The following is a 20282-nucleotide window of genomic DNA, read 5'->3' on the forward strand; positions in this document are numbered from 1 at the left end:
ACTGACTGTTCGGGGCTTTGGGCGCTCATTGACGATCAACACCCCGTGCATGCCCGGATGGAACGTGCAGGTGTACGGGTAGGTTCCGGGCTTCGTCGGCGCGGTGAAGTCGGCGGTGACAGCGTCCGGCGAGCATTCATAGCGCACCACTCCGAGCAGCTTGTGGAAAAAGAGCGGATGAACGTACTAGTTTCATTGTGCTCCTACTAGGCAGGAATGGGACCAGATCACCGTGAACGCCGGGCGCGGGAGATAGCGTAGTCACTGGCATGCATTCCACAGCCACGGGAGGGAAGATTGCGTGAAGCGTGACAGCAAGAAGTCCTGGACCGCATCGCTGACAGTGCTCATCGCCTTTGCAGCGAACGTTCTGGTCGCGGTGGCCAAAACCGTGGCCGCGCTCATCTCCGGCTCGGCGTCCATGGCTGCAGAGGCTGCCCACTCCTGGGCCGACACCGGCAACCAGGTCTTCCTGCTGATCGCCGAACGGAAGGCCGCGAGGAAACGGGACAAGGCCCACCCCATGGGGTACGGGCGCGAGGCCTACGTGTGGTCCATGATCGCCGCCTTTGGCCTGTTTACGGCCGGGGCGGTGGTGTCGGTGATGCACGGCATCCAGCAGTTGCTCACCCCGGAGCCGGCAGGAGACTATGCGATCGCCTACGTGGTGCTGACGGTCGCGTTCGTCCTTGAGGGCGTGTCCTTCATCCAGGCGTTCCGGCAGACCCGGAAGGCGGCGCGCGAGCTGGACCGGAACACCCTCGAACAGGTCCTTAAGAGCTCCGATCCCACGCTGCGCGCGGTCTTTGCCGAGGACGGGGCTGCGCTGATCGGCCTCCTCATCGCCTTCGCCGGGATTTTCCTGCACCAGGTCACGGGATCTTCAGTGCCGGACGCCGTGGGGTCCATTCTCGTGGGTATCCTGCTGGCCGGCGTCGCCGTCGTACTGATCGAGCGGAACCGGCGCTTCCTGGTGGGTCAGGCAGTGACCAGCGATATCGAGGGCAGCATGGCCCGCCGCCTCCTGGAGCACCCCGAAATCGAGCGCATCACCTATCTGCATCTCGAGTACGTCGGCCCGCGCAAGCTTTACGTCGTGGCGGCAGTGGACATACTGGGGGACCTCCGCGAACACGACGTGGCCGTGGCCTTGCGCCGCGTTGAACGCGAACTTGAGGACCACGAAACCGTCGAGGAGGCCGTCCTGACACTCGCCACCGCGGACGAGCCCTCGCTGGACTTCCCTGCCCTTGAAGGGCAACGCTAACTCAGGCTCATACGCCGTTCGCCGGCGCGTCCAGGCCGGCCGGTGGCTGCAGAAGAGCCCCCGAGGCCAGCAGCACCTCGAGAACAGGGGACGGGCTGGGACTGGCAAGGAGGAAGCCCTGCCCCATGTCGCAACCGAGGGAGCGCAGGAGATCCAGCTGCCCGCTGTCCTCGATGCCTTCGGCGATGACGGCCAGGTCCAGTTTCCGGGCCACTTCCAGGATCCCCTCAAGCATCGCTGTGGCCGGGGCGTCCCCAGGCAACCCGGACAGGAAGGCGCGGTCGATCTTGAGAATGTCCGCAGGTAGCACCGCGAGCGTGCTGAGCGAAGACAACCCGGTCCCGAAGTCGTCGATTGCGATTCGTACGCCGAAGCTCTTCAGCCGGTTAAGGGCGGCGACTCCGCCATCGGCGCTCGTGGCCAGGGCGGATTCGGTGACCTCGAGGATCACTTTGTCGGCCTGCGAATCGGGGTGGGCCAGGATGCGCTCAAGGGCTGCCAGGTTCCGGTCGCTGGACAACTGAAGCGTGGAGAGATTGACCGAGACCCAGAGGTCCCCGGCCGTGCCAGGGGAGCGGCGCCAGCCGGCGACGTGACGGCTTGCGGTGTCCAGCACCCAGCAGCCGATGGAACCGATCTCGCCGGTTTCCTCGGCCAGGGGGATGAAGTCGGCCGGTCCCAGCCGGCCCAGGGTCGGGTGTTCCCAGCGGACCAGGGCCTCCACTCCGGCGATCTCACCGGTGCCCAGGTTAACCACGGGCTGGTAGTCGAGGCGCAACTGCCCGGCCTGCACGGCTGTGGCAAGGTCCGCCCGGAGGGCGGCACGGAAGGTCATTTCGTCGTAGCCCCGGGCATCGAAGAGCTGGTAGCGGCCCTTGCCGCCGTGTTTGGCCATGTACATGGCGAAGTCGGCCTGCCGCATCAGCTCGGCTGGATCTGCAGTCCCGGCGCCGCGCTGGGCGGCGCCCATGCTGACGGATACCTTGAGCCGGACCTCATCGATGCTGAAGGGGTCGCGCAGCGCGTCCTGGATACGCCCGGCGACGTCGTCCGTCGCCGTGCCGCAGTCATCCATCACGACGATCGCGAATTCGTCCCCGCCCAGCCGGGCGACGAGGTCATGGGCGCGCACGCAGCCCCGGAGGCGTTGGGCTAGCTGAATAAGCAACGCGTCGCCGCCCTCATGGCCCAGGGAATCATTGACGTCCTTGAAGTCGTCGACGTCGATGATCAACAGGCCTTCGCGGTGGTCGCTGCGCCCGGCGCCAAAGCCTTCCTTGCCTTCCGGGTGAGGAGCCCCGGGGCCAAACACGGCGGCGAGGCGTTCGGCGAGAACCGCCCGGTTGGCCAGCCCCGTGAGGGGGTCGTGCGTGGCGCGGAAGGTCAGTTCCAGGTGACTGTCATGCACCGTGGCGGCCATGGAATTGAAGGCCTCGGCCAACTGGCCGAGTTCGTCGTCGCGGACAACGCTGATCCGGTGGCTATAGTCGCCGGATTGCAGCTTCACGACCCCACGGTACAGCCCCTCCACCGGGCGCATCAGGTACCTGGTCATCCGTCGGCGGAATAGGAACACGCCGCCCACGGCCAGCGCAAAAAGGGCTATGCGGCCGGTCGACACCATCTGCTGGAGCTCGGCACCGTGAGCGACGCCGTCGTCGAGCGCGTCAAGCGAGGCGCGACGGACGTTAGCCAGCAACGCGCGGGCCCTCGCGCCCGATGCGGCAAACGCCGGCGCCTCCGCCACGCGGTTGCCGTGGAGACTGGCCACCTGGCTTCCCCAGAGACCGTGCGCGGACAGTCCCTCCTGCCACGCGGTCCGGGCCTCGCGGACTGCGTCCCGCATGCCGTACGCCACCGGCAGGATCCCGGCGGCGGCATCGAACTGGGCGGAGACGTCCTTTTGCTGCTGCAAAAAGGCGGATGGATCCACTGCCCCTGCGGACAACAGTTGGAGCCCGGCTTGTTCGTGGGCATCAAGGCCGGCCCGCAGTTCGGCGACGGCCTCCGACTCGTCGCGGTGCTGCGCGGCGGCGTGCTGCATATGGTCCGTGACAACACGGACGCCGACGAGGGTTACCGCGGCCCCGGCGACCAGGGCCACGAGTACCAGCGTGAAGGCCCTGGACCATTCACGCTGCAGGCTCCGCGGGCGGGCGGGCATCCCGATCCGCGTCCGCGGGCCCGTCGGTCCATCTGCCGGCTCAGCCGCCCCAGCGTGGGAACGTCCCGGGGAATTTGCGGGGGCCGACGACGACGCAGCAGCAGGGTCCGCCAACCTGCTGTTGGACTTACGCATACTCAGCCTCCGGCCACGTGCCGGCACTCGCCGCATCGTCAATCAAGGAGCGTAGCCGACCTGGCCCCGGCGGGTCATGTCCGGCTACCTCCTGACACTATTGTGAAGCATGTGACAGCAGTGTAGTCGGCGGACGGCCGACACTGTAGCGCAGCGTGCCGGAACTTCACCTGCCAGGTTCGAATTCTCCTGCCTGGCTGGGCTCCTGCCGGGGGCTAGCTGAGGCAGTCGGCGCAGTACGCGTGGCCGGCCTTCTCCTTGGCCAGCTGGGACCGGTGCCGCACCAGGAAACAGGAATAGCAGGTGAACTCGTCCTCTTTTTGCGGAATGACCGTGACGGTCAGTTCCTCGCCGGAAAGATCTGCTCCCGGAAGCTCCACGCCTTCGGAGGTATCGGCCTCGTCGAGTTCGCGGACAACGCTGCGGGCGTCAGGCGCATTCGCCGAACGGAGCGCCTCCAGGGAAGCGTTGCGGGATTCCGCGACGTCGGAGCGTACTTCGTCATAATCGGTTGCCACCTGGTGGTACTCATTTCAGTTGCTGGGGGTGTGATTCAGTGTCTCTCCGGAGATCCGGATCTCCGGATCTCCGGGATTGAACGGTACAGCATGACGCCGTGTAAATGCTGGGGACCGGGGGAGTCGTGGCAGTGACTCTCGCGACACCCGGAGGCGCCCGCCCGCGGCGCTGCCCTGCACGCTTCGTTCGCCACTGGTCACCGGGGCGTCACGTGCTGTTAATTTGCGTGCCCTAGCCTGATTCTTTAGGGACCATCCACCTTGGGCACCATCCGCACCATTCGTCGGGAGGGATTCACCATGGCCGATATCGCTGCAGTGCTGGGACGGCTCACGCAGGACGAACTCAATGAACTGCGGTCCCTGGGCCCCAGTGGGCACCTGACCCGGCGCCTCACCGACGCGATCGACCGCGCCGCCGGCGGTCCCGGGGCCGGGCGCGGCTACTACGTCCCCAACGGGAGTGTCAGTTCCACCGGAGGACCCCATGTGATCCTGCGCAGCGATGTCTCGGGCTGGCTGTTCGGGCCGGCCCCGCAGGCCTAACCGGACGGCAATTAGCACCACCCTCTCACTAGACGCACCGGATTCCTTCCAGCCCGGCCCATCAAGGGCCATACTGGCTCAAAGGGAGGGGGCCGGATTGCGGATTCTGATGGTCGAGGATGAGCATGCCCTGGCGGAAACAGTGCGCCGCGGACTGAAGAATGAGGGGTTCGTGGTCGACGTCGCCCACGACGGCGTGCGGGGACTCTCTGCGGCGCTGGAGAACGCGTACGATGCCATCCTTCTGGACCTCATGCTGCCGCGGATGAACGGCTATGACGTCTTGAAGGAATTGCGGCAACGCAAAGTCTGGACCCCGGTTCTGATGCTCACGGCCAAAGACGGCGAATACGACCAGACCGATGCCTTCGACCTGGGCGCTGATGACTACCTCACCAAGCCGTTCAGCTTCTTGGTCCTGGTGGCCCGGATCAGGGCGCTGATCCGGCGCGGAGCACCAGCCCGGCCCGTCATCATGACTCTTGGCACCTTGTCGCTGGACCCCGTCAGCCACAGTGTGCGCCGCGGCGATACCCTCATCAGCCTCACGGCCAGGGAGTACGGGCTCCTGCACTACCTGATGCGACGGCACGACCAGATCGTCTCAAAGGCGGAGATCCTGCAAAACGTCTGGGATCCGGCTTTCGAGGGCGCGAACAACGTTGTGGAGGTCTACATCGGCTACCTTCGGCGCAAGATCGATGTCCCGTTCGGAATCCACACCCTGACCACCGTGCGCGGCATGGGCTACCTGCTCAGCGCCGACCCGATCCCTGGACCCCGTGCCGCCGGGATTCGCGAGGAATGACGTCCACCGGCTCCGCAGTCTGCGTAGGTTCCGGAAGGGGAAAGGCCATCTCAAACCTGCAGTAACCTGCTGGTCCGTCCGTCGGCCGGATGCTCCCATGATGGGCTGCCACAATTCCCGCTGCGATGGCCAGGCCAAGTCCGCTGCCACCGCCCTCCCGGGAGCGGCTGCCGTCGAGCCGGACAAATCGTTCGAAGATCCGCTCCCGGTCCGCCTCCGGAATGGGGTCGCCGTCGTTGTCGACCGTGATGACGACCCGGTCCCCGGCGGTGTGCAGGTTCACGGCAACCCGGGACAGGGCATGGCGGTCGGCGTTGTCCAGGACGTTCCGGAGGACCTGCGCCAGCCGGTGGGCGTCGCCGCGGATCCGTGCCGGAACGAGCTCCACTGTGATCTGGTTCCGGCTGGTGGACCGCAGCCGGCGGATCTCCTGGTCCAGTACGTCGTCAAGATCGACGTCCTTCTGCTCCACCTTCGGGCCGCCATCATTGGCTTTGGCCAGCGTCAGCAGGTCCTCCACGAGGAAGCTCATGCGGGACGTCTCCTCGGCGAGGACATCCTTCATCTGCAGCCACATCGCCCCGGTCGGGTCCGCAGCGGCGATCTCGATTCCGGCCCTCAGCGTGGCCAGCGGGCTGCGCAGCTCGTGGCTGGCGTCCGAGACGAACCTGCGCTGTTCACTGTCCGAGGCCTGCAGCCGGTCCAGCATCGTGTTCATGGTCAGCGCCAGGGCCTGGATTTCATCGTTGGTGGGCGGCACATCAACGCGCCCATCCAGCCGCTCGGCGTTGATCCGGGCCACCTGGCCACGGATCCGCTCCACCTGGCGGAGGGAACGCCCCACCAGGAGCCACACGGACGCTGCCACGGTGACCAGCAGCAGCGGCGTGGCTCCCAGCATGAACCACGCGACCGTGGAAAGGGTGTCGGCCTGTATCTGTGAGGCCTGGGCCACCACCACCGTATAGCTCAGCGTGCCGGTCCGTGCTCCCACGGTGACGATGTGGTAATCGTCGGTGTCCCCGATGCTCGGCAGGCTCGAGACGTCTTGCGTCATGGTCTGGCCCGGGCCGGGCCGCTGGGCTGAGAGCGGGGCGTTGGCGACCTCGGGATCCGAGCTGGCCAATACGTACCCGGCGGTATCCAACACCTGGACGAACTGGCCCGCATGCGCTGTATCAACGATGTAGGCGCGGGCATCCGCGACGTCCATATCCTCCATTTCGGCGACCACGTCCAGCGCCTTCTGCTGGGCTGCGGCGTCGCTCGATCGCGCCAGGGATGCCTGCAGCAGGATAAGGAGGACCACACCGCCGAGCAGCAGTGCCACGGCAACGACCCCGACGGCGACCGCCGTCGACTGCTTCCGCACGCCCCAACGGATCTCGCCCCTGCCGGGACGGCTGGATGAGGCTCGTTTGCCCACTGCCATGCTCCAAGAATGCGTCAATACGCGGATCCGGACAACCATCACGGCGGCATTGCCGTGGTCTCCCGCCCGGGCCCACACCCCCGGCGGCGGCCGGAGCGGTCCGCGGGCGCGCACGGTCCCCCCGGAAGAGGATGCTCTCAGTCCATTCTCAGCCGGATGCGGGACAGTGGAAATAGGCCGAAGAAGGTCGGCCGCCGGCCATCACGGGGCCGTTCGTCCATAGATTCCGGCCGCACGCTCTCCTCAACCAGTGTGCGGCCGGACACGACATTCCTTCGCTACGCCGCAACTTTTGACCACCACGGCTACGTCCCGGCCCGTCAGGCCGATGAGCCGCGGACCAGGACCTCACGGCCGGGGCGTTACCCGGAGCCAGAGGAACTGCTGGGCCTGCAGGACAAGCCCCGCGTCGAGGCGCAGCCGGGCGCCGGTCAGGATGTCCACGGCGCCGGCCGCGAAGCCGGAAAACGTCACAGCCGCTACCTGCTGCGGGCTGTCGGTGAAGTTGGCCAGCGCGAGGACCAGCGTTCCATCTCCCGGACGCTGGTACCCCAGGACACCCGGGTTGTTCGTGGCGAACCCGACCAGCCGGGTGCCGGCCAGTTCCGGCGTCACGGACCGTACGGAAATCATCCGGCGCAGCCCGGCGTAGACCGCCCCGGCGGGGGTTTCCTGGTCCGCACGCTGTGCGTAGTCGTCGGCCGGGTAGTGCGGCCGGTGCACCCAGCGGCTGTCCGTTCCGTGGCCTTCCTCGACGGCGTACTGGTAGTCGTTGGACTGTCCCACTTCGTCACCGAGATACAGCAGCGGAATGCCCCCGGTGCTGAAAGCCACCGAATGGGCCAGCAGGATCCGGTTCACCGCCGCAGCTGTTCCACTCTCCAACCCGCACAGCGACGCCGTGGTGCCGGAAATCCGGCAATCGCCGGTGCGGGGGTTGTCCTGAAAGGGCACGCCGCGGGCGAAGCTTCCCGGGAAACGGTTCACGTAGAAGGAATTGAGGAACCGCCGGTGCTCGAAGGCATTGATGCCAAGCTCGGCGGCGTCCTCATCCGCAAACGTCCAACCGATGTCGTCGTGGCTGCGGACGTAGTTGACCCAGGACGTGCCGTCCGGGATATTGTGACGACGCTCCAAGGCCTGGTTGAGGAGCGAAACGTCGCGGGTGGCCAACGCCTCCCAGATCAGGGCCATCTGCAGGGGATTGTAGGAGAGCTGGCACTCGGCGGGGTCGATGTACCGGGCCACCTCATCGGGGTGGACGATCGCCTCGGATTTGAACAGCAGCGACGGCGCGGCCAGCCGGCACACGGCATTGAACGCCTGCAGCAGCGTGTGGGCTTCGGGCAGATTCTCACAGGGCGTGCCGAGCTGCTTCCAAATGAAGGCCACGGCGTCCATCCGGAGAATGTCCACGCCCTGGTTGGCCAGGAACAGCATTTCGCCGGCCATGGCCCGGAAGACGTCCGGGTTGGAGTAGTTGAGGTCCCATTGGAATGTGTGGAAGGTGGTCCAGACCCACCGTCCGTCCGGCAAATCGACAAAAGAACCAGGGTGGTCGTCCGGAAAGATTTCGCGCACAGTTTGCTCGAACGCGTCCGGCATCGACCGGTCCGGGAAGATCCAGTAGTAGTCGCTGTACGACGGGTCGCCCGCGGCCGCCTTCCGGGCCCACTCGTGTTCGTCGGAGGTGTGGTTGAAGATGAAATCGACGACGAGGCTGATGCCGTTCGCCCGCAGCTCGGCGGCAAGCTCACGCAGCTGGGCCATGGTGCCGAGCTTAGGATTGACGTCGCGGTAACTGGAGACGGCGTAGCCGCCGTCGGAGTGCGGTTCGGGGGCCAGGAACAACGGCATCAAGTGCAGATAGGTGAGGCCCAGTTCCTTGAAATAGGGGATCCGGGCGCGGACACCCGCCAGGTCCTCGGCGTACCGGTCGACATAGCAGACGCCGCCGAGCATGGTGTTGGCCTGGAACCAGCCGGTGTTGTGTTCCCGTTCGGCGTCGAGGCTCTTGAGCTCCGCCGGCCTCTCGGCCCACGACCGGGCGGACTGCATTACGAGGGCCGWGAGCTGATCCAACCAATCGTGCCGTGCGCCGTAGAGATCGTGGAACAACCGGAACAAGGCCGGGAAATGGCGGTCGAAGCGCTCTTCGAAGACCGCCCGGTCCGGCCCGTCCCACCCGATTCCTGTGCCCGGCGCCAACGCCTGGAGCACATGCCGGCGGGCCTCTTGATCGATCAGGGCGGGTTCAACCATGGAGGTCTCCTTCGACGAACTTCGGCCCCCGACGGCGCCGCGACAGTTGACATCCTTGCAGACGGACGGACCGGTGCCCAGTGCAGGAGCCACGTATCCCCAGGCGCCGTCCGGCTTACGCAGGCACCCGGATGACGAGTGGGTCCATCGCCTGGCCGTCGGCGTACTGGCCGTCGAACAGTTCCGAACCGGCCTGGGATACGGCCACCTCGACGCGCTCCCAGACCAGGAACCCTTCCATGTTGCGGGGCGCGGCAGTACGCAGGGTGCCGACATCCGAGCGGTCCGTCCCGCCGCCGTCGCCCGTGCTGATGGACAGGACCCCGTGCCCGGCCGTGAACTCGACCCACGGATCCAGCAGCCGGACGAACATCATTCCGTGGTGTCCGGCAACGCGGACATCGCCGCGGAAGCGCAGCACGCCCGTGCCGCTGGCGGGGTCGTACTCGGAGCCGGCGGGGGCGAAACAGAACTCCCCGGACGCGATCACCGTGGCGCCGTCGGCCGCGGAGACGGCACCGTCAGGCAGTCCCGAGATGTAATCCATGAAGCTGCGCTTGATGCCCCAGGTAAGGCCCGGTGGGGGCAGCGGAGCGGGGGAAGCGGACGCTGGTGTCACGTAGGTTCTCCTGGGCTGTCGGGCGGATCTACGTCCGAGCCTAGCCGCGGATCCGCGCCGGGCTGAACTGTTGCACCGCAGCCGCTTCATCCGGCGTATTTCTCTGACGGCGTAGGCACTCCAGGACTACTGCCGGGGCGGCGGTGGTTGACTTGGATGAGTACCGGTTTGCAGGAGGTGCACAGTGGCCGCGTCCATCAGCAGGGTATCCGGATCCCAGGTGTCCGAAGACCCCCTGGATTCCTATTCCGCAACGGTCATCCGCGTGGCCGAGGCTGTCACACAGCACGTCGCAGCGCTCGAAATGACCGGCAACGGGCGCAACGGCAGGCTCAGGGTCGGTGCGGGTTCGGCCGTGCTGTTCACCTCGGACGGATATCTGCTCACGAATGCCCACGTGGTGGGCGGCGCCCAGTCCGGCCATGCCGTCTTCGCCGACGGCACCAGCACGGCTGTTGACGTGGTGGGCGCCGACCCGCTCTCCGATCTTGCCGTGGTCCACGGCAGGGCGCCCACGGCGGCGCCGGCGGAAATGGGCGACGCCGAATCCCTTCGGGTCGGCCAGCTGGTTATCGCCGTGGGCAATCCGCTCGGGCTCGCAGGCTCCGTCACCGCCGGCGTGGTAAGCGGGCTTGGCCGTTCCATCCCCGTCTGGTCCGGGCGGAGCCGGCGCGTGATCGAGGACGTCATCCAGACCGACGCGGCCCTCAACCCCGGCAGTTCGGGCGGGGCGCTGGCGGACGCCCGCGGGCGGATCGTCGGCATCAATACCGCCGTGGCCGGAGTCGGGCTCGGCCTGGCCGTTCCAATCAACGCCACGTCCCGGCGGATCATTGCTTCGCTGCTCAAGGACGGCCGTGTCCGCCGGGCGTACCTGGGTCTGGTGAACACGCCGATCCAGCTGCAGCCAAGCGCCGTCGTCCGGACAGGCCGCAGGGAGGGCCTGCTTGTGGTCGAAGTCCTGCCGGGGTCGCCGGCCGAGCGCGCCGGGCTCCGGGCCGGCGACATCCTCCTGAAGGTCGGACAGATGTACGTGTCCAACGCCGAGAGCCTGCAGAAACTGCTGTTCGCCGAAGCGATCGGGGAGCCCTTGGAACTTGCCGTGCTCCGTGACGGCTCGGACCTCAGGCTGGTGGCGGTGCCCGCGGAGATGACCGACAACCAGTAGGGAAAATCCCGCCCAGAGAGGGCGATTTTACCCGCTGAAATAGTCCCGCCGAGGCCGAATTCCTGCCCTGCTTAACTACTTGGGTCCAAATTGCGGCCGCCCGCGGAATTACTTGTTTGGCGCCGCAAATACCTGCCCGCCGCTCCACGTCCTTACTCAACGGTACTGACGCCTGTACCCGTCTTTCTTTGGGCGAAAGATCGGGTAGCGGCATGCCTTGTTGCGCCCGGCCGGGCGTGTCACGGTGTCATTGGAAAGCCGGAGGGAACAGTGTCTCAGTACGGCCTGGTTTCGATGTTGATCCGGCTCTTCGCAGACGATTGAGTTCGTTTTACCTGGGGAAATCGGAGAACATCGTGGATAGCCCAACGGAAATTACACCCTCCATTTCGGTCCGCCTATTCGGATCATTCGAAGTGCGCCGGGACGGCGTGGCGTTGACGGCCGCCGACATGGGGGGATGCAAACCCCGGCACATACTGGAAATTCTTCTGCTGAACCTTGGCACGCCCGTGTCCAAGACCCGCCTGATCGATCTTCTCTGGGGCGCCGGCGCGAGTGATGGCTCCGTGGCGACGCTCGAGAGCTATATCAGCGGTATCCGGCGTGCCATACAGCCAGGCCAGACCAAGACCGGTCCGCTCCGCACGGCCAACAGCGGTTACGTCCTGGACCCCACCCTCGTGGATCTGGATTTGTTCCGGTTCCGTGGACTGGTCCGCGACGCCGGTGAGCTGGCTCCGGATGAGGCGTACCCTTTGATGCTCGAGGCCCTGGAGATTTCCGCCGAGCCACTGCTCGGGTTCGAGCTCGCCTCTGACTGGGCGGAAGAGGCTCGCGCACGCCATGCAGCCGAGAAAGTGGCGCTGCAGATCCTCGCGGCCGAAACGGCGGCCCTGCTGGACAAACCGGACGAGGCCGTCAACCTGGTTCAGGCTGCCATTCGGGCGGAACCCTTGAACGAGCGGGCCTGGACGGTTCTGGTGACAGCCTATGAACAGGCCGGCCTGCCGGCGGAAGGCCTGGCGGCGTATGACCGTTGCCGCAGGCTCTTTGACCGCGATCTTGGCTGCACCCCGGGCCCGGCCCTGCAGGAGGCTCATCTGCGGCTCCTGCGCCAGCGTGCGGAAAGTAATTCCGAACTCTCCGAGGTATTGGCGGCGCTGCTCTACCTGGGTGAGCGGTTGAACGCGCCCAAGAGCCGGCAGCTTCCGGCGGCGGAGTCGCGGCGCATGCATGAGAATGCCGGACGGGTGCTTGATTCCTTCCTCCAGCGCGTCCGGGCCGCGGTCTGACGCCCCGCATCCCCGTCCCCGGCGGGCCGGCAGCGCCAATTTGAAGGGCACAAAAGGCTGCCACCGCCGGGACGAGGAGTTAGCTTGGTCACGTGGCCGGGATTCTCGGGAAATTCCGTCGTGCCGGGCCCCATACTTGGAATGACCCTGGCGGGCAGTCCCACCGCCGGGTGTGAGGAGGGCCCATGGAAACCTTGAAGAAAGTCGTCACGAACGAGTACTTCCCCGCAGCTGCAGTGCTGTCCGGGGTCATCCTGTTCTGGATCCTGGGCCTCTTCGGCGGACTGTCGCTCCTGAGCACCCGCCAGGCCCCGGTGACCACCCTGACCTGGATGATGTTCGTCTATGCCGCAGCGGTGCTCTCGCCCCTGGCCGGGCTCGTCGCCGCCATCGACCTCGTCCGTCGGTGGCTGCGGAACCGGCAGACGAGCGCGGCGGAATCCGCCTAGCTCGCCACGATTAGCCGGCACCGCACCCAGCCCGCAGCGGACCCGGCCCGCAATGTACGCTGTGCCGTCGCCGCCGGGCGTCTTCCGCTACTCGAAGCGGGAAGGATCGCCCATGCCGCGCCGGACGACTTCCGCGACGCCGCTGGAGAAATCGATCACCGTGGTTGGCTCAGCACCGCAGTCGCCGGAATCGATCACGGCATCCACTACGTGGTCCAGGCGCTCCTTGATCTCCCACCCCTGCGTAAGAGGCTCTTCCTCGTCCGGTAGCAGCAGCGTGCTGGACAGCAGGGGTTCGCCGAGCTCGGCGAGAAGTGCCTGGACCACGTGGTTGTCCGGGATGCGCACGCCGACTGTCTTCTTCTTCGGGTGCAGCAGCCGCTTGGGGACCTCCCGGGTGGCGGGCAGGATGAAGGTGTAGCTGCCGGGGGTGACGGCCTTGATGCTGCGGAAGACATCGTTGTCGATCTGGACGAACTGGCCCAACTGCGCGAAGTCCTTGCAGACGAGCGTGAAGTGGTGTTTGTTATCGAGTTGGCGGATGCTCCTGATTCGGTCCAGCGCCTCCTTGCTTCCCAGCTGCGCGCCGAGGGCATAGCAGGAATCTGTGGGGTAAACGATCAGGCCGCCTGAGCGCACGATCTCTACCGCCTGGAGGATGGAACGCGCTTGGGGGTTCTCGGGGTGCACATCGAAGTATCTCGCCATGGCACGAGCTTACGCCCGACGGCGGACCAGTCACCTACTGTGCGGCCCGACCAGGCAGCGGCTCAAGCCGTCCGCGGTCTCAAACATTACGGCCGTCAAGTCTGCCCGAAAGTGTGCCCCGCCGAGGCGTGCTTCAGTCGGGTGCGAACCGCAAGCTGGATGCGTAGTGGGCCAGACCCCTTTCGCGCAGGGATTTCAGCAGGCGAACCGTCTACGAGCGGAGCGGGACACAATATGGGTACTCGTCGTGGATGCGCTGCTTGCATCGGGTTGCTCATCCTGCTGCAATTTGGCGTTGCGGGCTGTGGCCCGCCCACAGGGCCGCTTGATCCCTTTGCTCAGCAGACCGCTCAGTCCTCCGGTTCCGCCACTGCGCCCAGTCCGCCGCCGACTGGGTCCAGTGAGTCGCCTAGTCCGCCGCCGACTGGGTCCAGTGAGTCGCCTAGTCCGCCGCCGACTGGGTCCAGTGAGTCGTCCACTCCGACACCGACAGAGTCCACTCAGACGCCCACTCCGGCCCCCACTGAGACTACGCAGTCCCCGACACCAGCCTGCACGTCCCCAACGGCGGTACCAGGCACGCCGCCGCCGCCATGCGTGACGTGTTCGTCGGCAGCGCCGAATGGAACACCGGCAACCTGTGTGACGTGTCCGCCGCCGGGGCCCGACGGGTCTCCTGCGCCGTGCGTGACCTGTCCGGCKGCCTTACCCGACGGACCCCCTGGATCTTGTGTGACGTGTCCGGCGGCCGAGCCCAACGGAACGCAGGCACCATGTGTGACGTGCCCAACCTTGGAACCTGACGGGAGTCCCTCGGGGTGTGTGACGTGTGCACCAGTGGAATCTGGCGGGAGTCCGGCTTCCTGTGTAACGGCCGCAGGACTCGAGCCGAAGGAATGCGCCGTGCCTCAGACGACGCCGACACTCGGAGCGGGGCCGGCAGAGACTCAAGGGGTAACCCCGTCTCCGACTGCTTCGCCATGTTCTTCCTAGTCCGGATCTCCGCCGGGCTGGGTCCGTCAGCGGCCGTGCTCATCCGCCGATGATGACGGTGGGGCACCCCGGACCCGGAGCAATGGGTGTCCCGTGCAGGCTCAGGTCGCCCACACGAGCGGCGGGAAAGCCGCCGATCATCACGGTCAGGCTGCCGCTGGCGATGCCGTTCGGTGCAGGGGAAACGCAGACGATGCCACCGGGAATGGAATTGGCGACTGCGGCCGGCATTCCCCCGATGAGAACGGTCACCACGGCCGCGGCCGGGGTGACGGGTCCGCCGGCATGCGGTTTGGGGCCGTCGAACAAAGGGCAGAGCGCGGTGTCTCCTGCGCGGAGAGCTGGCCCAGTAGGCATAGGGCGCCTACAGCCGAACCGGCGCAGCGGATGTCTGGCTGGCCGATGCTACGGGGTCGTTCACCCCGGCAGCCCGGGTTACCCCGGGAGGATCGCGGAGCACAAACGACAGGGCCACCAGGATCAAGACGAAAAGCATAAGGATGAGCACGGCTTTGACGATCCACCGCGGCAGGACAGGCTCCTGCAAGTGGGTTCCATCCAGCACAACAGGGGGGCCGTCCGCCGGTTTGGCAGCCACCGTGAAAGAGTGCACGGCAGGCATCCCGCGCCAGATCGTTCTTCGCGCGCGCACTCGAACACGGGGGAATTCGACAGTTCCGGCAGCAATGGTCAGAGTCGGCTCACGCATGGAAATATGTAGCAAATCGCCTGGATCGGAACCGGTGAGGGTGACGGTGATGGGCACATTTCCATAGTTGTCTACGGCGACCCGGTGCCGGGCGCCGAAACACCCCCGGGACTGCCGGGGCAGCAGTTCAGCCGCCGTCTCGTGGAACGGAAGAAGCTGGAAAATGCCCTCAGGAGAAACCGCGTCCTCCGGATGCTCGGTCGGCAGCACCTGCACCGCGTAGGGGAATTCCCCGGCCGGGACTTCGGAGGACCGCGGCGGCCGGAACTCCACGGAGGCGGTGGCGTCTTGGCCCGGGTAGAGGGACACGATTCCGGGCACCACTTCCGTCCAGGAGCCGCTCGGCCCCACAACTTGGAGCCTGTACTCCTCGACGATTTCGCCGTCGTTGCGGATGTGAAGCGGAACAGTCGCCCTGGCACCGGGCTCAAGGCTGACCAGCGGCGAATCCAGTGTTGCAGTGGTGCTCATGGCTCCTCCTTGCGGACCTACTCTGCGTCCAACGGCGAAAGGTCCTCATCCGTACTCTGAGGTTATGGGGGACGCGCGGGGGCACAGCACCACCGTCGGCCGGACTTGCGGGCATTGCTGCTGCCCGTTGAGCCTGTGTTGACTGCACGAAGAGCACCGCCCGCTATGGTCGATCTAGCGGGATGGAACAGGCAAGTACGGCAGACCGTGCCCCACCCAGTMAGCCCCGCATTCTCGATGGGAGGATTCATGGAACCAATAACTGTCCGGGTCCACGCGCGTGACCCGATCTCCGAGGCGGGCGTGGCCAGCGAGCTGCGGGCGCGCCCCGAAGTGCGGGTGGTCAGGGCGAACGACGCTGAGCCGGCGCAGGTGGTCGTCGTCGTAACGGACTCGGTGGACGACGACGCACTGACGCTGCTCCGCATTGTGCAGCGGCGCGGTTTGTCCCGCGCCGTCCTCGTGGCGGGCCACCTCGACGACGGCGACCTCGTCAAGGCAGTTGAAACCGGGGTGGTTGGCCTGGTCCGTCGCAGCGAAGCGACACCGGACCGCCTGGTGGCAGTGATCACGGCCGCCGCTGCCGGTGAAGGCAGCGTACCTCCGGATCTGCTCGGCCGTCTCCTGGACCAGGTCGGCAAACTGCAGCGGCACGTCCTGGGGCCGCGCGGAATCATGTTTACCGGCTTGGCACCCAGAGAAGTAGAAGTATTGCGGCTGCTGGCGGATGGGCTGGACACGTCCGAGATCGCAAACCAGCTGTCCTACTCGGAGCGGACGGTGAAGAACGTCGTTCATGACGTTACGACGCGTCTCCAGCTTCGCAACCGGTCCCATGCCGTCGCATATGCACTGCGGGAGGGCTTGATTTAGGCCCTGCCCCTAGCACCCGGATCTGTTGCCCGTAGGTGTGCCCGGACCCGGGTCCCGGACGGTGGTGTAGGCGGCCACGGTGGACTGTACGGTGCCGTGATGCCTGCCACGGGCTCCATAGGCAGGGAGACCGCTGCAACGTACGGGCTGGGCCGGAGCTCATTGGGAGGGATACACCGTGATTGCGCAGATTGACGATGCCTTGCGCACGTTGGTAAGGAACGGGGCCTTGGGCGGCTCTGAGGTGGACGTGGTGTTCGACGCGCCTACCAAGGACTGGGCCGCCCGGCGCAACGCTCCCACCGTCAACCTGTACCTCTATGACATCCGTGAGGACGTCCGGCGCAGGGAACGCGGCCTGTCCGAGCAGAGAGGAGATGACGGATACGTCCGGACGCGCCGGCCCGCTCCCCGCTATTTCAAGCTGTCCTACTTGGTCACGGCGTGGACACAGCGCCCGGAAGACGAGCACCGCCTGCTTGACCAGTTGCTGCGCTGCTTCCTCAAGTACGACGCGCTCCCCGACGATCTCGTGGTCGGCCCGCTCGCGGAGACCGGGTTGGTGGTGCCCGTAACGGTAGGGCTTCCCCCGCCCGAGGACCGTGCGTTCGCCGATGTGTGGTCCGCCCTGGGGGGAGAGCTCAAGCCGTCCCTCGACATCGTGGTCATCGCCCCGGTGGACACCGGCATTGTCTACCAGGCAGGGCCGCCGGCATCCCAGGGGACTCAGCTGGATATGGCCGACCTGACAGGTGGCGCCGCCGACGTGGGCCGCCGCCAGCACACCCCTCCGCCTGCCGCGATCCGCGGCCCCCGCCGGACGGCCGGGTGATTGATCGGTGACGGCAAAGATGACAGCGAATCCCAGTCTCGCCCACGTGCTCGGCCGCGTCGGAGTGGTGGAGGAACGCATCCGCCTGCTCGTGKCGGCCCGCCGCGCCGAAGACCCGCAGCCGGATGACCCTTTCCGCGGGCTCTATCTCAGCGATGAGGCCGTGGACCGCCTGCTCGGGGAAGTTCCCCGGTCCGTGGACGGGGACGGACCCGAAGAGGGACCAGGCCGTGTCTCATCCCGGCAGCTGCACTGCGAACAACTAGCGGACGAGGCCCAGCAAACAGGGCACCGGCTGCGGCTCCGGGAGCTCGGCGCCACCTTCGGCCTCTTGCCCCTGGACATCGATTTGCTTCTTGTCGCGCTCGCCGCCGATCTGGATCCGCGCTTCGAGCAGCTATTCGGCTACCTGAACGACGACGTCACCCGCCGCCGCCCCTCCGTGGCCGTCGCTCTGGCGCTCTGCGGCACACCCCTGTCCGCAGCCGACGGCAGGGCCCGGCTGCTTTCCGGCCCGCTCATCAGGGGCGGGCTGCTTGTCGTCGAGGACGCCGAGCGCCCGCTGCCCGGACGGGCACTGCGGGTGCCGGACCGCGTCGTCGGGCATCTGCTGGGTGATGACACCGCCGAACCGGCTCTCGAGGCTGTGCTGACCGAACGTCCGGCCGTGAGCTGGGGTGATGCTTCGCCGCTTTCCCGGGCACTGGGAGCCGGGGTCCTCCTCGCCTATCTTCGGGAGCCTGCCACTGGTTCCGGCCGCGTGCTGGCAGCCGAGGCGCTGCGGTCCAGGGGATGCGACGGCGTGTATGTGGACTTGGTGCGGCTGGCTGCCGAACGGGATCCGCTCCAGCTGGTGGAACTCGCCGTACGGGAAGCGAGGCTCCGGGGCACCGGACTGGTGGCAGGGCCCCTTGCTGCCGTGGCGGACCGACCCGCCGTGTTGGAGGCCCTGCATGCCGAACCGCAGCCTGTGCTGCTCACCGGGGACGGCGCGTGGGACCCGGCGTGGACCAGGCATCCGCCGCTGCTGGTGGAGGTCCCGGTCAGCACGTCGGCCGAGAGATCGGATCTGTGGCGGGCCGCGCTAGGCCCGCTCGATGGGGTGGACGTGGCGGCAGCCACCTCGGCGTTCCGCTTGCGCCCGGAGCAGGTTGCCCGGGCCGCCGGATCCGCTCAGGTGCAGGCCACCCTGACCGCCAACGGCCGCATCACCGCTTCACATCTCAGTGCCGGGGCACGCGCCGAAAACGGATCGGCCCTTGACCGGCTGGCCCGCCGGGTGGAGCCGGTGGTGGGCTGGGATGACCTGGTCCTTCCCGATGCCGTGCTGCTGGCCCTCAAGGAGGTGGCGCTGCGGGCCAAGCACCGGGAAAAGGTCCTCGGTGACTGGGCCATGCGGCCGGGAGCCGGACGCGGGCACGGAGTGGCTGMCCTGTTTGCCGGAGATTCCGGGACCGGGAAGACGATGTCCGCCGAAGTGGTCGCCCGGGCGCTGGGACTGGACTTGTATGTCGTGGACCTGGCCACCGTCGTCGACAAATACGTGGGGGAGACGGAGAAGAACCTCGAGCGGATCTTCACGGCTGCGGCGGGCGTCAATGGGGTGCTGCTCTTCGACGAGGCTGATGCCGTCTTCGGGCGTCGATCCGAGGTCAAGGACGCCCATGACCGCTACGCAAATATCGAAAGCGCCTACCTGCTGCAGCGGATGGAGACGTTCGACGGCCTGGCCATCCTGGCAACGAACCTGCGGGCGAACATCGACGAGGCGTTCACCCGCCGGCTCGACGTCGTCGTGGACTTCCCGCTGCCTGATGCGGCGCACCGCAGCGTGCTCTGGGACCGGTGCCTCGGACGGACGATCGGCCGGGCAGCGGACATTGACCTCGTCTTCCTGGGGCAGGCCTTCGAACTGGCCGGCGGGGCGATCCGGTCCGCGGCCGTCACCGGCGCGTACCTGGCAGCCGACGACGGCGGGACGGTGACCATGGCGCATCTGGTCACCGCCGTGCAACGCGAATACCGCAAGCTGGGGCGGCTAACGCTGGAGAGCGAGTTCGGCCCGTATTGGGGGCTGCTTTCCACTGCGAAGAGATCCGGCGCCTAAGGTCGCACCGCTGCCCTTTCGGGCAGGAGCGCCTGCCCTTTCCGGCGCCGTGGCGGCGCTTGCGGGCCGTCCTTGCCGGGCGCATCGTCGGTGTAGGTCTGATGAAAGGGGTGCGCCATGCACAGCCACGACCATGACCAGTCCGACGTCGACGTCCCGGGGGCCAAGCCGGCGCGGGCGGAAGCAGCGGAGCCTGCGGTGCTGTATCGGGCGGCGGCCGCCGCCCGGACCGACGTCGTCGGGTCCCGCGGCTTACTGGCGCTTCAGCGCGCCGTCGGCAACAGCGGTGTGCGCGGCCTCGCGGAGGAGGAAGGGTCACCTGTGCTCGACGTCGTCTCGTCCGGAGCCGGTCAGCCGTTGGAGGAGCCCGTGCGCGCTGACATGGAGGGCCGCCTGGGCCACAACTTCTCCGACGTCCGCGTCCATACAGGGGAGGCCGCCCACAATTCCGCGGCATCGGTGAACGCCCACGCCTACACGGTGGGTTCCAATATCGTGTTCCAGCGGGACAATTACGATCCCGGCTCCGACGCCGGCCGTACGATGATCGCCCACGAACTGACACATGTGGTCCAGCAGCGGAGCGGCCCGGTGGACGGGACCGCCACGGGAACCGGGGTGCGCGTGAGTGATCCGTCCGACAGGTTTGAACGTGAGGCGACCGCCACCGCCGAGCGGGCTATGTCCGCACCGGCCGTTCCTGCAACTGCGCAGCGTTTCGCAGCCGGCGCCGCCGCCGTGGTCCAGCGCGAGGACGACGAAGAGGAGAAGGACACCGCCCAAGGGTCCTTCGTTGACGCGCAGGCCGTGCAGCGTGACGAGGCGGAAGAAGAAGAGCCGGGCTGATCCTGGCGGGAGCAGTCCATGGCCACGACTTTCCAGAGCGGACCCGGCAAGGTTCCGGCGCAACGCGTTGGGCCAGCAGT

18 protein-coding genes are annotated in these 20282 nt (G+C 66.9%); 10 read left to right on the top strand and 8 right to left on the bottom strand.

Annotated elements, in window-relative coordinates:
- The first annotated feature begins 301 nt into the window (after nucleotides 1-301).
- The gene (locus AC1D2F_RS12020) at nucleotides 302-1267 is read left to right on the top strand and encodes a cation diffusion facilitator family transporter (RefSeq protein WP_364743422.1); all 966 of its coding nucleotides are present in this window, start codon (nucleotides 302-304) and stop codon (nucleotides 1265-1267) included.
- Between the two features lie 7 nt (nucleotides 1268-1274).
- On the opposite strand, the gene AC1D2F_RS12025 is transcribed toward AC1D2F_RS12020, so the two are convergent.
- Both AC1D2F_RS12025 and AC1D2F_RS12030 read right to left on the bottom strand, forming a co-directional pair.
- Nucleotides 1275-3431 (bottom strand): putative bifunctional diguanylate cyclase/phosphodiesterase, encoded by a 2157-nt coding sequence (locus tag AC1D2F_RS12025; protein ID WP_476966800.1) that lies wholly within the window; start codon nucleotides 3429-3431, stop codon nucleotides 1275-1277.
- A 350-nt stretch (nucleotides 3432-3781) separates the two neighbouring features.
- Entirely contained in the window at nucleotides 3782-4084 is a 303-nt protein-coding gene (locus tag AC1D2F_RS12030) for a DUF4193 domain-containing protein (RefSeq protein ID WP_028276793.1), read from the bottom strand.
- 300 nt (nucleotides 4085-4384) lie between these two features.
- Here AC1D2F_RS12030 and AC1D2F_RS12035 point away from each other — a divergent pair, with 300 nt between their 5' ends.
- Nucleotides 4385-4630 carry a hypothetical protein gene (locus AC1D2F_RS12035; RefSeq protein ID WP_229992162.1) on the top strand — a complete coding sequence of 82 codons (246 nt, stop codon included), beginning with the start codon at nucleotides 4385-4387 and terminating at the stop codon, nucleotides 4628-4630.
- 97 nt (nucleotides 4631-4727) lie between these two features.
- Nucleotides 4728-5438 (top strand): response regulator transcription factor, encoded by a 711-nt coding sequence (locus tag AC1D2F_RS12040; RefSeq protein WP_229992161.1) that lies wholly within the window; start codon nucleotides 4728-4730, stop codon nucleotides 5436-5438.
- On the opposite strand, the gene AC1D2F_RS12045 is transcribed toward AC1D2F_RS12040, so the two are convergent.
- The 3 genes from AC1D2F_RS12045 to AC1D2F_RS12055 form a co-directional block, all read right to left on the bottom strand.
- Entirely contained in the window at nucleotides 5386-6870 is a 1485-nt protein-coding gene (locus tag AC1D2F_RS12045) for a sensor histidine kinase (RefSeq protein ID WP_364743415.1), read from the bottom strand. The two genes, AC1D2F_RS12040 and AC1D2F_RS12045, sit on opposite strands and share 53 nt — an antisense overlap.
- 348 nt (nucleotides 6871-7218) lie before the next feature.
- A complete protein-coding gene (locus AC1D2F_RS12050; RefSeq protein WP_476966801.1) occupies nucleotides 7219-9132 on the bottom strand; it encodes an alpha-amylase family protein in 1914 nt (637 codons plus the stop codon).
- Nucleotides 9133-9247: 115 nt separating this feature from the next.
- Nucleotides 9248-9751, bottom strand: coding sequence for an HtaA domain-containing protein (locus tag AC1D2F_RS12055; RefSeq protein WP_476966802.1), 504 nt, complete (start codon nucleotides 9749-9751; stop codon nucleotides 9248-9250).
- 184 nt (nucleotides 9752-9935) lie between these two features.
- Between AC1D2F_RS12055 and AC1D2F_RS12060 the strand changes: the two genes are divergently transcribed.
- The 3 genes from AC1D2F_RS12060 to AC1D2F_RS12070 all read left to right on the top strand — a co-directional run bounded on the left by AC1D2F_RS12060 (nucleotide 9936) and on the right by AC1D2F_RS12070 (nucleotide 12663).
- Nucleotides 9936-10919, top strand: a complete 984-nt coding sequence (locus tag AC1D2F_RS12060) for a S1C family serine protease (RefSeq protein WP_476966803.1) — start codon at nucleotides 9936-9938, stop codon at nucleotides 10917-10919.
- A gap of 356 nt (nucleotides 10920-11275) precedes the next feature.
- Nucleotides 11276-12214 carry an AfsR/SARP family transcriptional regulator gene (locus AC1D2F_RS12065; RefSeq protein WP_229992156.1) on the top strand — a complete coding sequence of 313 codons (939 nt, stop codon included), beginning with the start codon at nucleotides 11276-11278 and terminating at the stop codon, nucleotides 12212-12214.
- Between the two features lie 185 nt (nucleotides 12215-12399).
- Nucleotides 12400-12663 carry a hypothetical protein gene (locus AC1D2F_RS12070; RefSeq protein WP_229992155.1) on the top strand — a complete coding sequence of 88 codons (264 nt, stop codon included), beginning with the start codon at nucleotides 12400-12402 and terminating at the stop codon, nucleotides 12661-12663.
- An 87-nt stretch (nucleotides 12664-12750) separates the two neighbouring features.
- On the opposite strand, the gene AC1D2F_RS12075 is transcribed toward AC1D2F_RS12070, so the two are convergent.
- The 3 genes from AC1D2F_RS12075 to AC1D2F_RS12085 form a co-directional block, all read right to left on the bottom strand.
- Nucleotides 12751-13371 (bottom strand): L-threonylcarbamoyladenylate synthase, encoded by a 621-nt coding sequence (locus tag AC1D2F_RS12075; protein ID WP_364743404.1) that lies wholly within the window; start codon nucleotides 13369-13371, stop codon nucleotides 12751-12753.
- 1032 nt (nucleotides 13372-14403) lie between these two features.
- Nucleotides 14404-14721, bottom strand: coding sequence for a PAAR domain-containing protein (locus tag AC1D2F_RS12080; protein WP_229992153.1), 318 nt, complete (start codon nucleotides 14719-14721; stop codon nucleotides 14404-14406).
- Nucleotides 14722-14728: 7 nt separating this feature from the next.
- Nucleotides 14729-15544: a COG1470 family protein gene (locus AC1D2F_RS12085; protein WP_229992152.1), complete on the bottom strand. Its 816-nt coding sequence runs from the start codon at nucleotides 15542-15544 to the stop codon at nucleotides 14729-14731.
- Nucleotides 15545-15793: 249 nt separating this feature from the next.
- Here AC1D2F_RS12085 and AC1D2F_RS12090 point away from each other — a divergent pair, with 249 nt between their 5' ends.
- The 4 genes from AC1D2F_RS12090 (at nucleotide 15794) to AC1D2F_RS12105 (ending at nucleotide 20202) form a co-directional block, all read left to right on the top strand.
- Nucleotides 15794-16417: a response regulator transcription factor gene (locus AC1D2F_RS12090; protein WP_229992151.1), complete on the top strand. Its 624-nt coding sequence runs from the start codon at nucleotides 15794-15796 to the stop codon at nucleotides 16415-16417.
- Nucleotides 16418-16595: 178 nt separating this feature from the next.
- The gene (locus tag AC1D2F_RS12095) at nucleotides 16596-17249 is read left to right on the top strand and encodes a Pvc16 family protein (protein WP_476966804.1); all 654 of its coding nucleotides are present in this window, start codon (nucleotides 16596-16598) and stop codon (nucleotides 17247-17249) included.
- A 19-nt stretch (nucleotides 17250-17268) separates the two neighbouring features.
- Nucleotides 17269-19356: an ATP-binding protein gene (locus AC1D2F_RS12100; RefSeq protein WP_476966805.1), complete on the top strand. Its 2088-nt coding sequence runs from the start codon at nucleotides 17269-17271 to the stop codon at nucleotides 19354-19356.
- 117 nt (nucleotides 19357-19473) lie between these two features.
- Nucleotides 19474-20202, top strand: a complete 729-nt coding sequence (locus tag AC1D2F_RS12105) for an eCIS core domain-containing protein (protein ID WP_476966806.1) — start codon at nucleotides 19474-19476, stop codon at nucleotides 20200-20202.
- Nucleotides 20203-20282: the final 80 nt, after the last annotated feature.

This window comes from Arthrobacter sp. P1_B3 (assembly GCF_056406615.1).

What these genes read in the sequence shown, in the direction of transcription:
- AC1D2F_RS12075 (WP_364743404.1), bottom strand. Translation starts at nt 13,371, where the DNA reads ATGGCGAGATACTTCGATGTGCACCCCGAGAACCCCCAAGCGCGTTCC.
- AC1D2F_RS12085 (WP_229992152.1), bottom strand. Translation starts at nt 15,544, where the DNA reads ATGAGCACCACTGCAACACTGGATTCGCCGCTGGTCAGCCTTGAGCCC.
- AC1D2F_RS12080 (WP_229992153.1), bottom strand. Translation starts at nt 14,721, where the DNA reads ATGCCTACTGGGCCAGCTCTCCGCGCAGGAGACACCGCGCTCTGCCCT.
- AC1D2F_RS12090 (WP_229992151.1), top strand. Translation starts at nt 15,794, where the DNA reads ATGGAACCAATAACTGTCCGGGTCCACGCGCGTGACCCGATCTCCGAG.
- AC1D2F_RS12045 (WP_364743415.1), bottom strand. Translation starts at nt 6,870, where the DNA reads ATGGCAGTGGGCAAACGAGCCTCATCCAGCCGTCCCGGCAGGGGCGAG.
- AC1D2F_RS12035 (WP_229992162.1), top strand. Translation starts at nt 4,385, where the DNA reads ATGGCCGATATCGCTGCAGTGCTGGGACGGCTCACGCAGGACGAACTC.
- AC1D2F_RS12070 (WP_229992155.1), top strand. Translation starts at nt 12,400, where the DNA reads ATGGAAACCTTGAAGAAAGTCGTCACGAACGAGTACTTCCCCGCAGCT.
- AC1D2F_RS12025 (WP_476966800.1), bottom strand. Translation starts at nt 3,431, where the DNA reads ATGCCCGCCCGCCCGCGGAGCCTGCAGCGTGAATGGTCCAGGGCCTTC.
- AC1D2F_RS12105 (WP_476966806.1), top strand. Translation starts at nt 19,474, where the DNA reads ATGCACAGCCACGACCATGACCAGTCCGACGTCGACGTCCCGGGGGCC.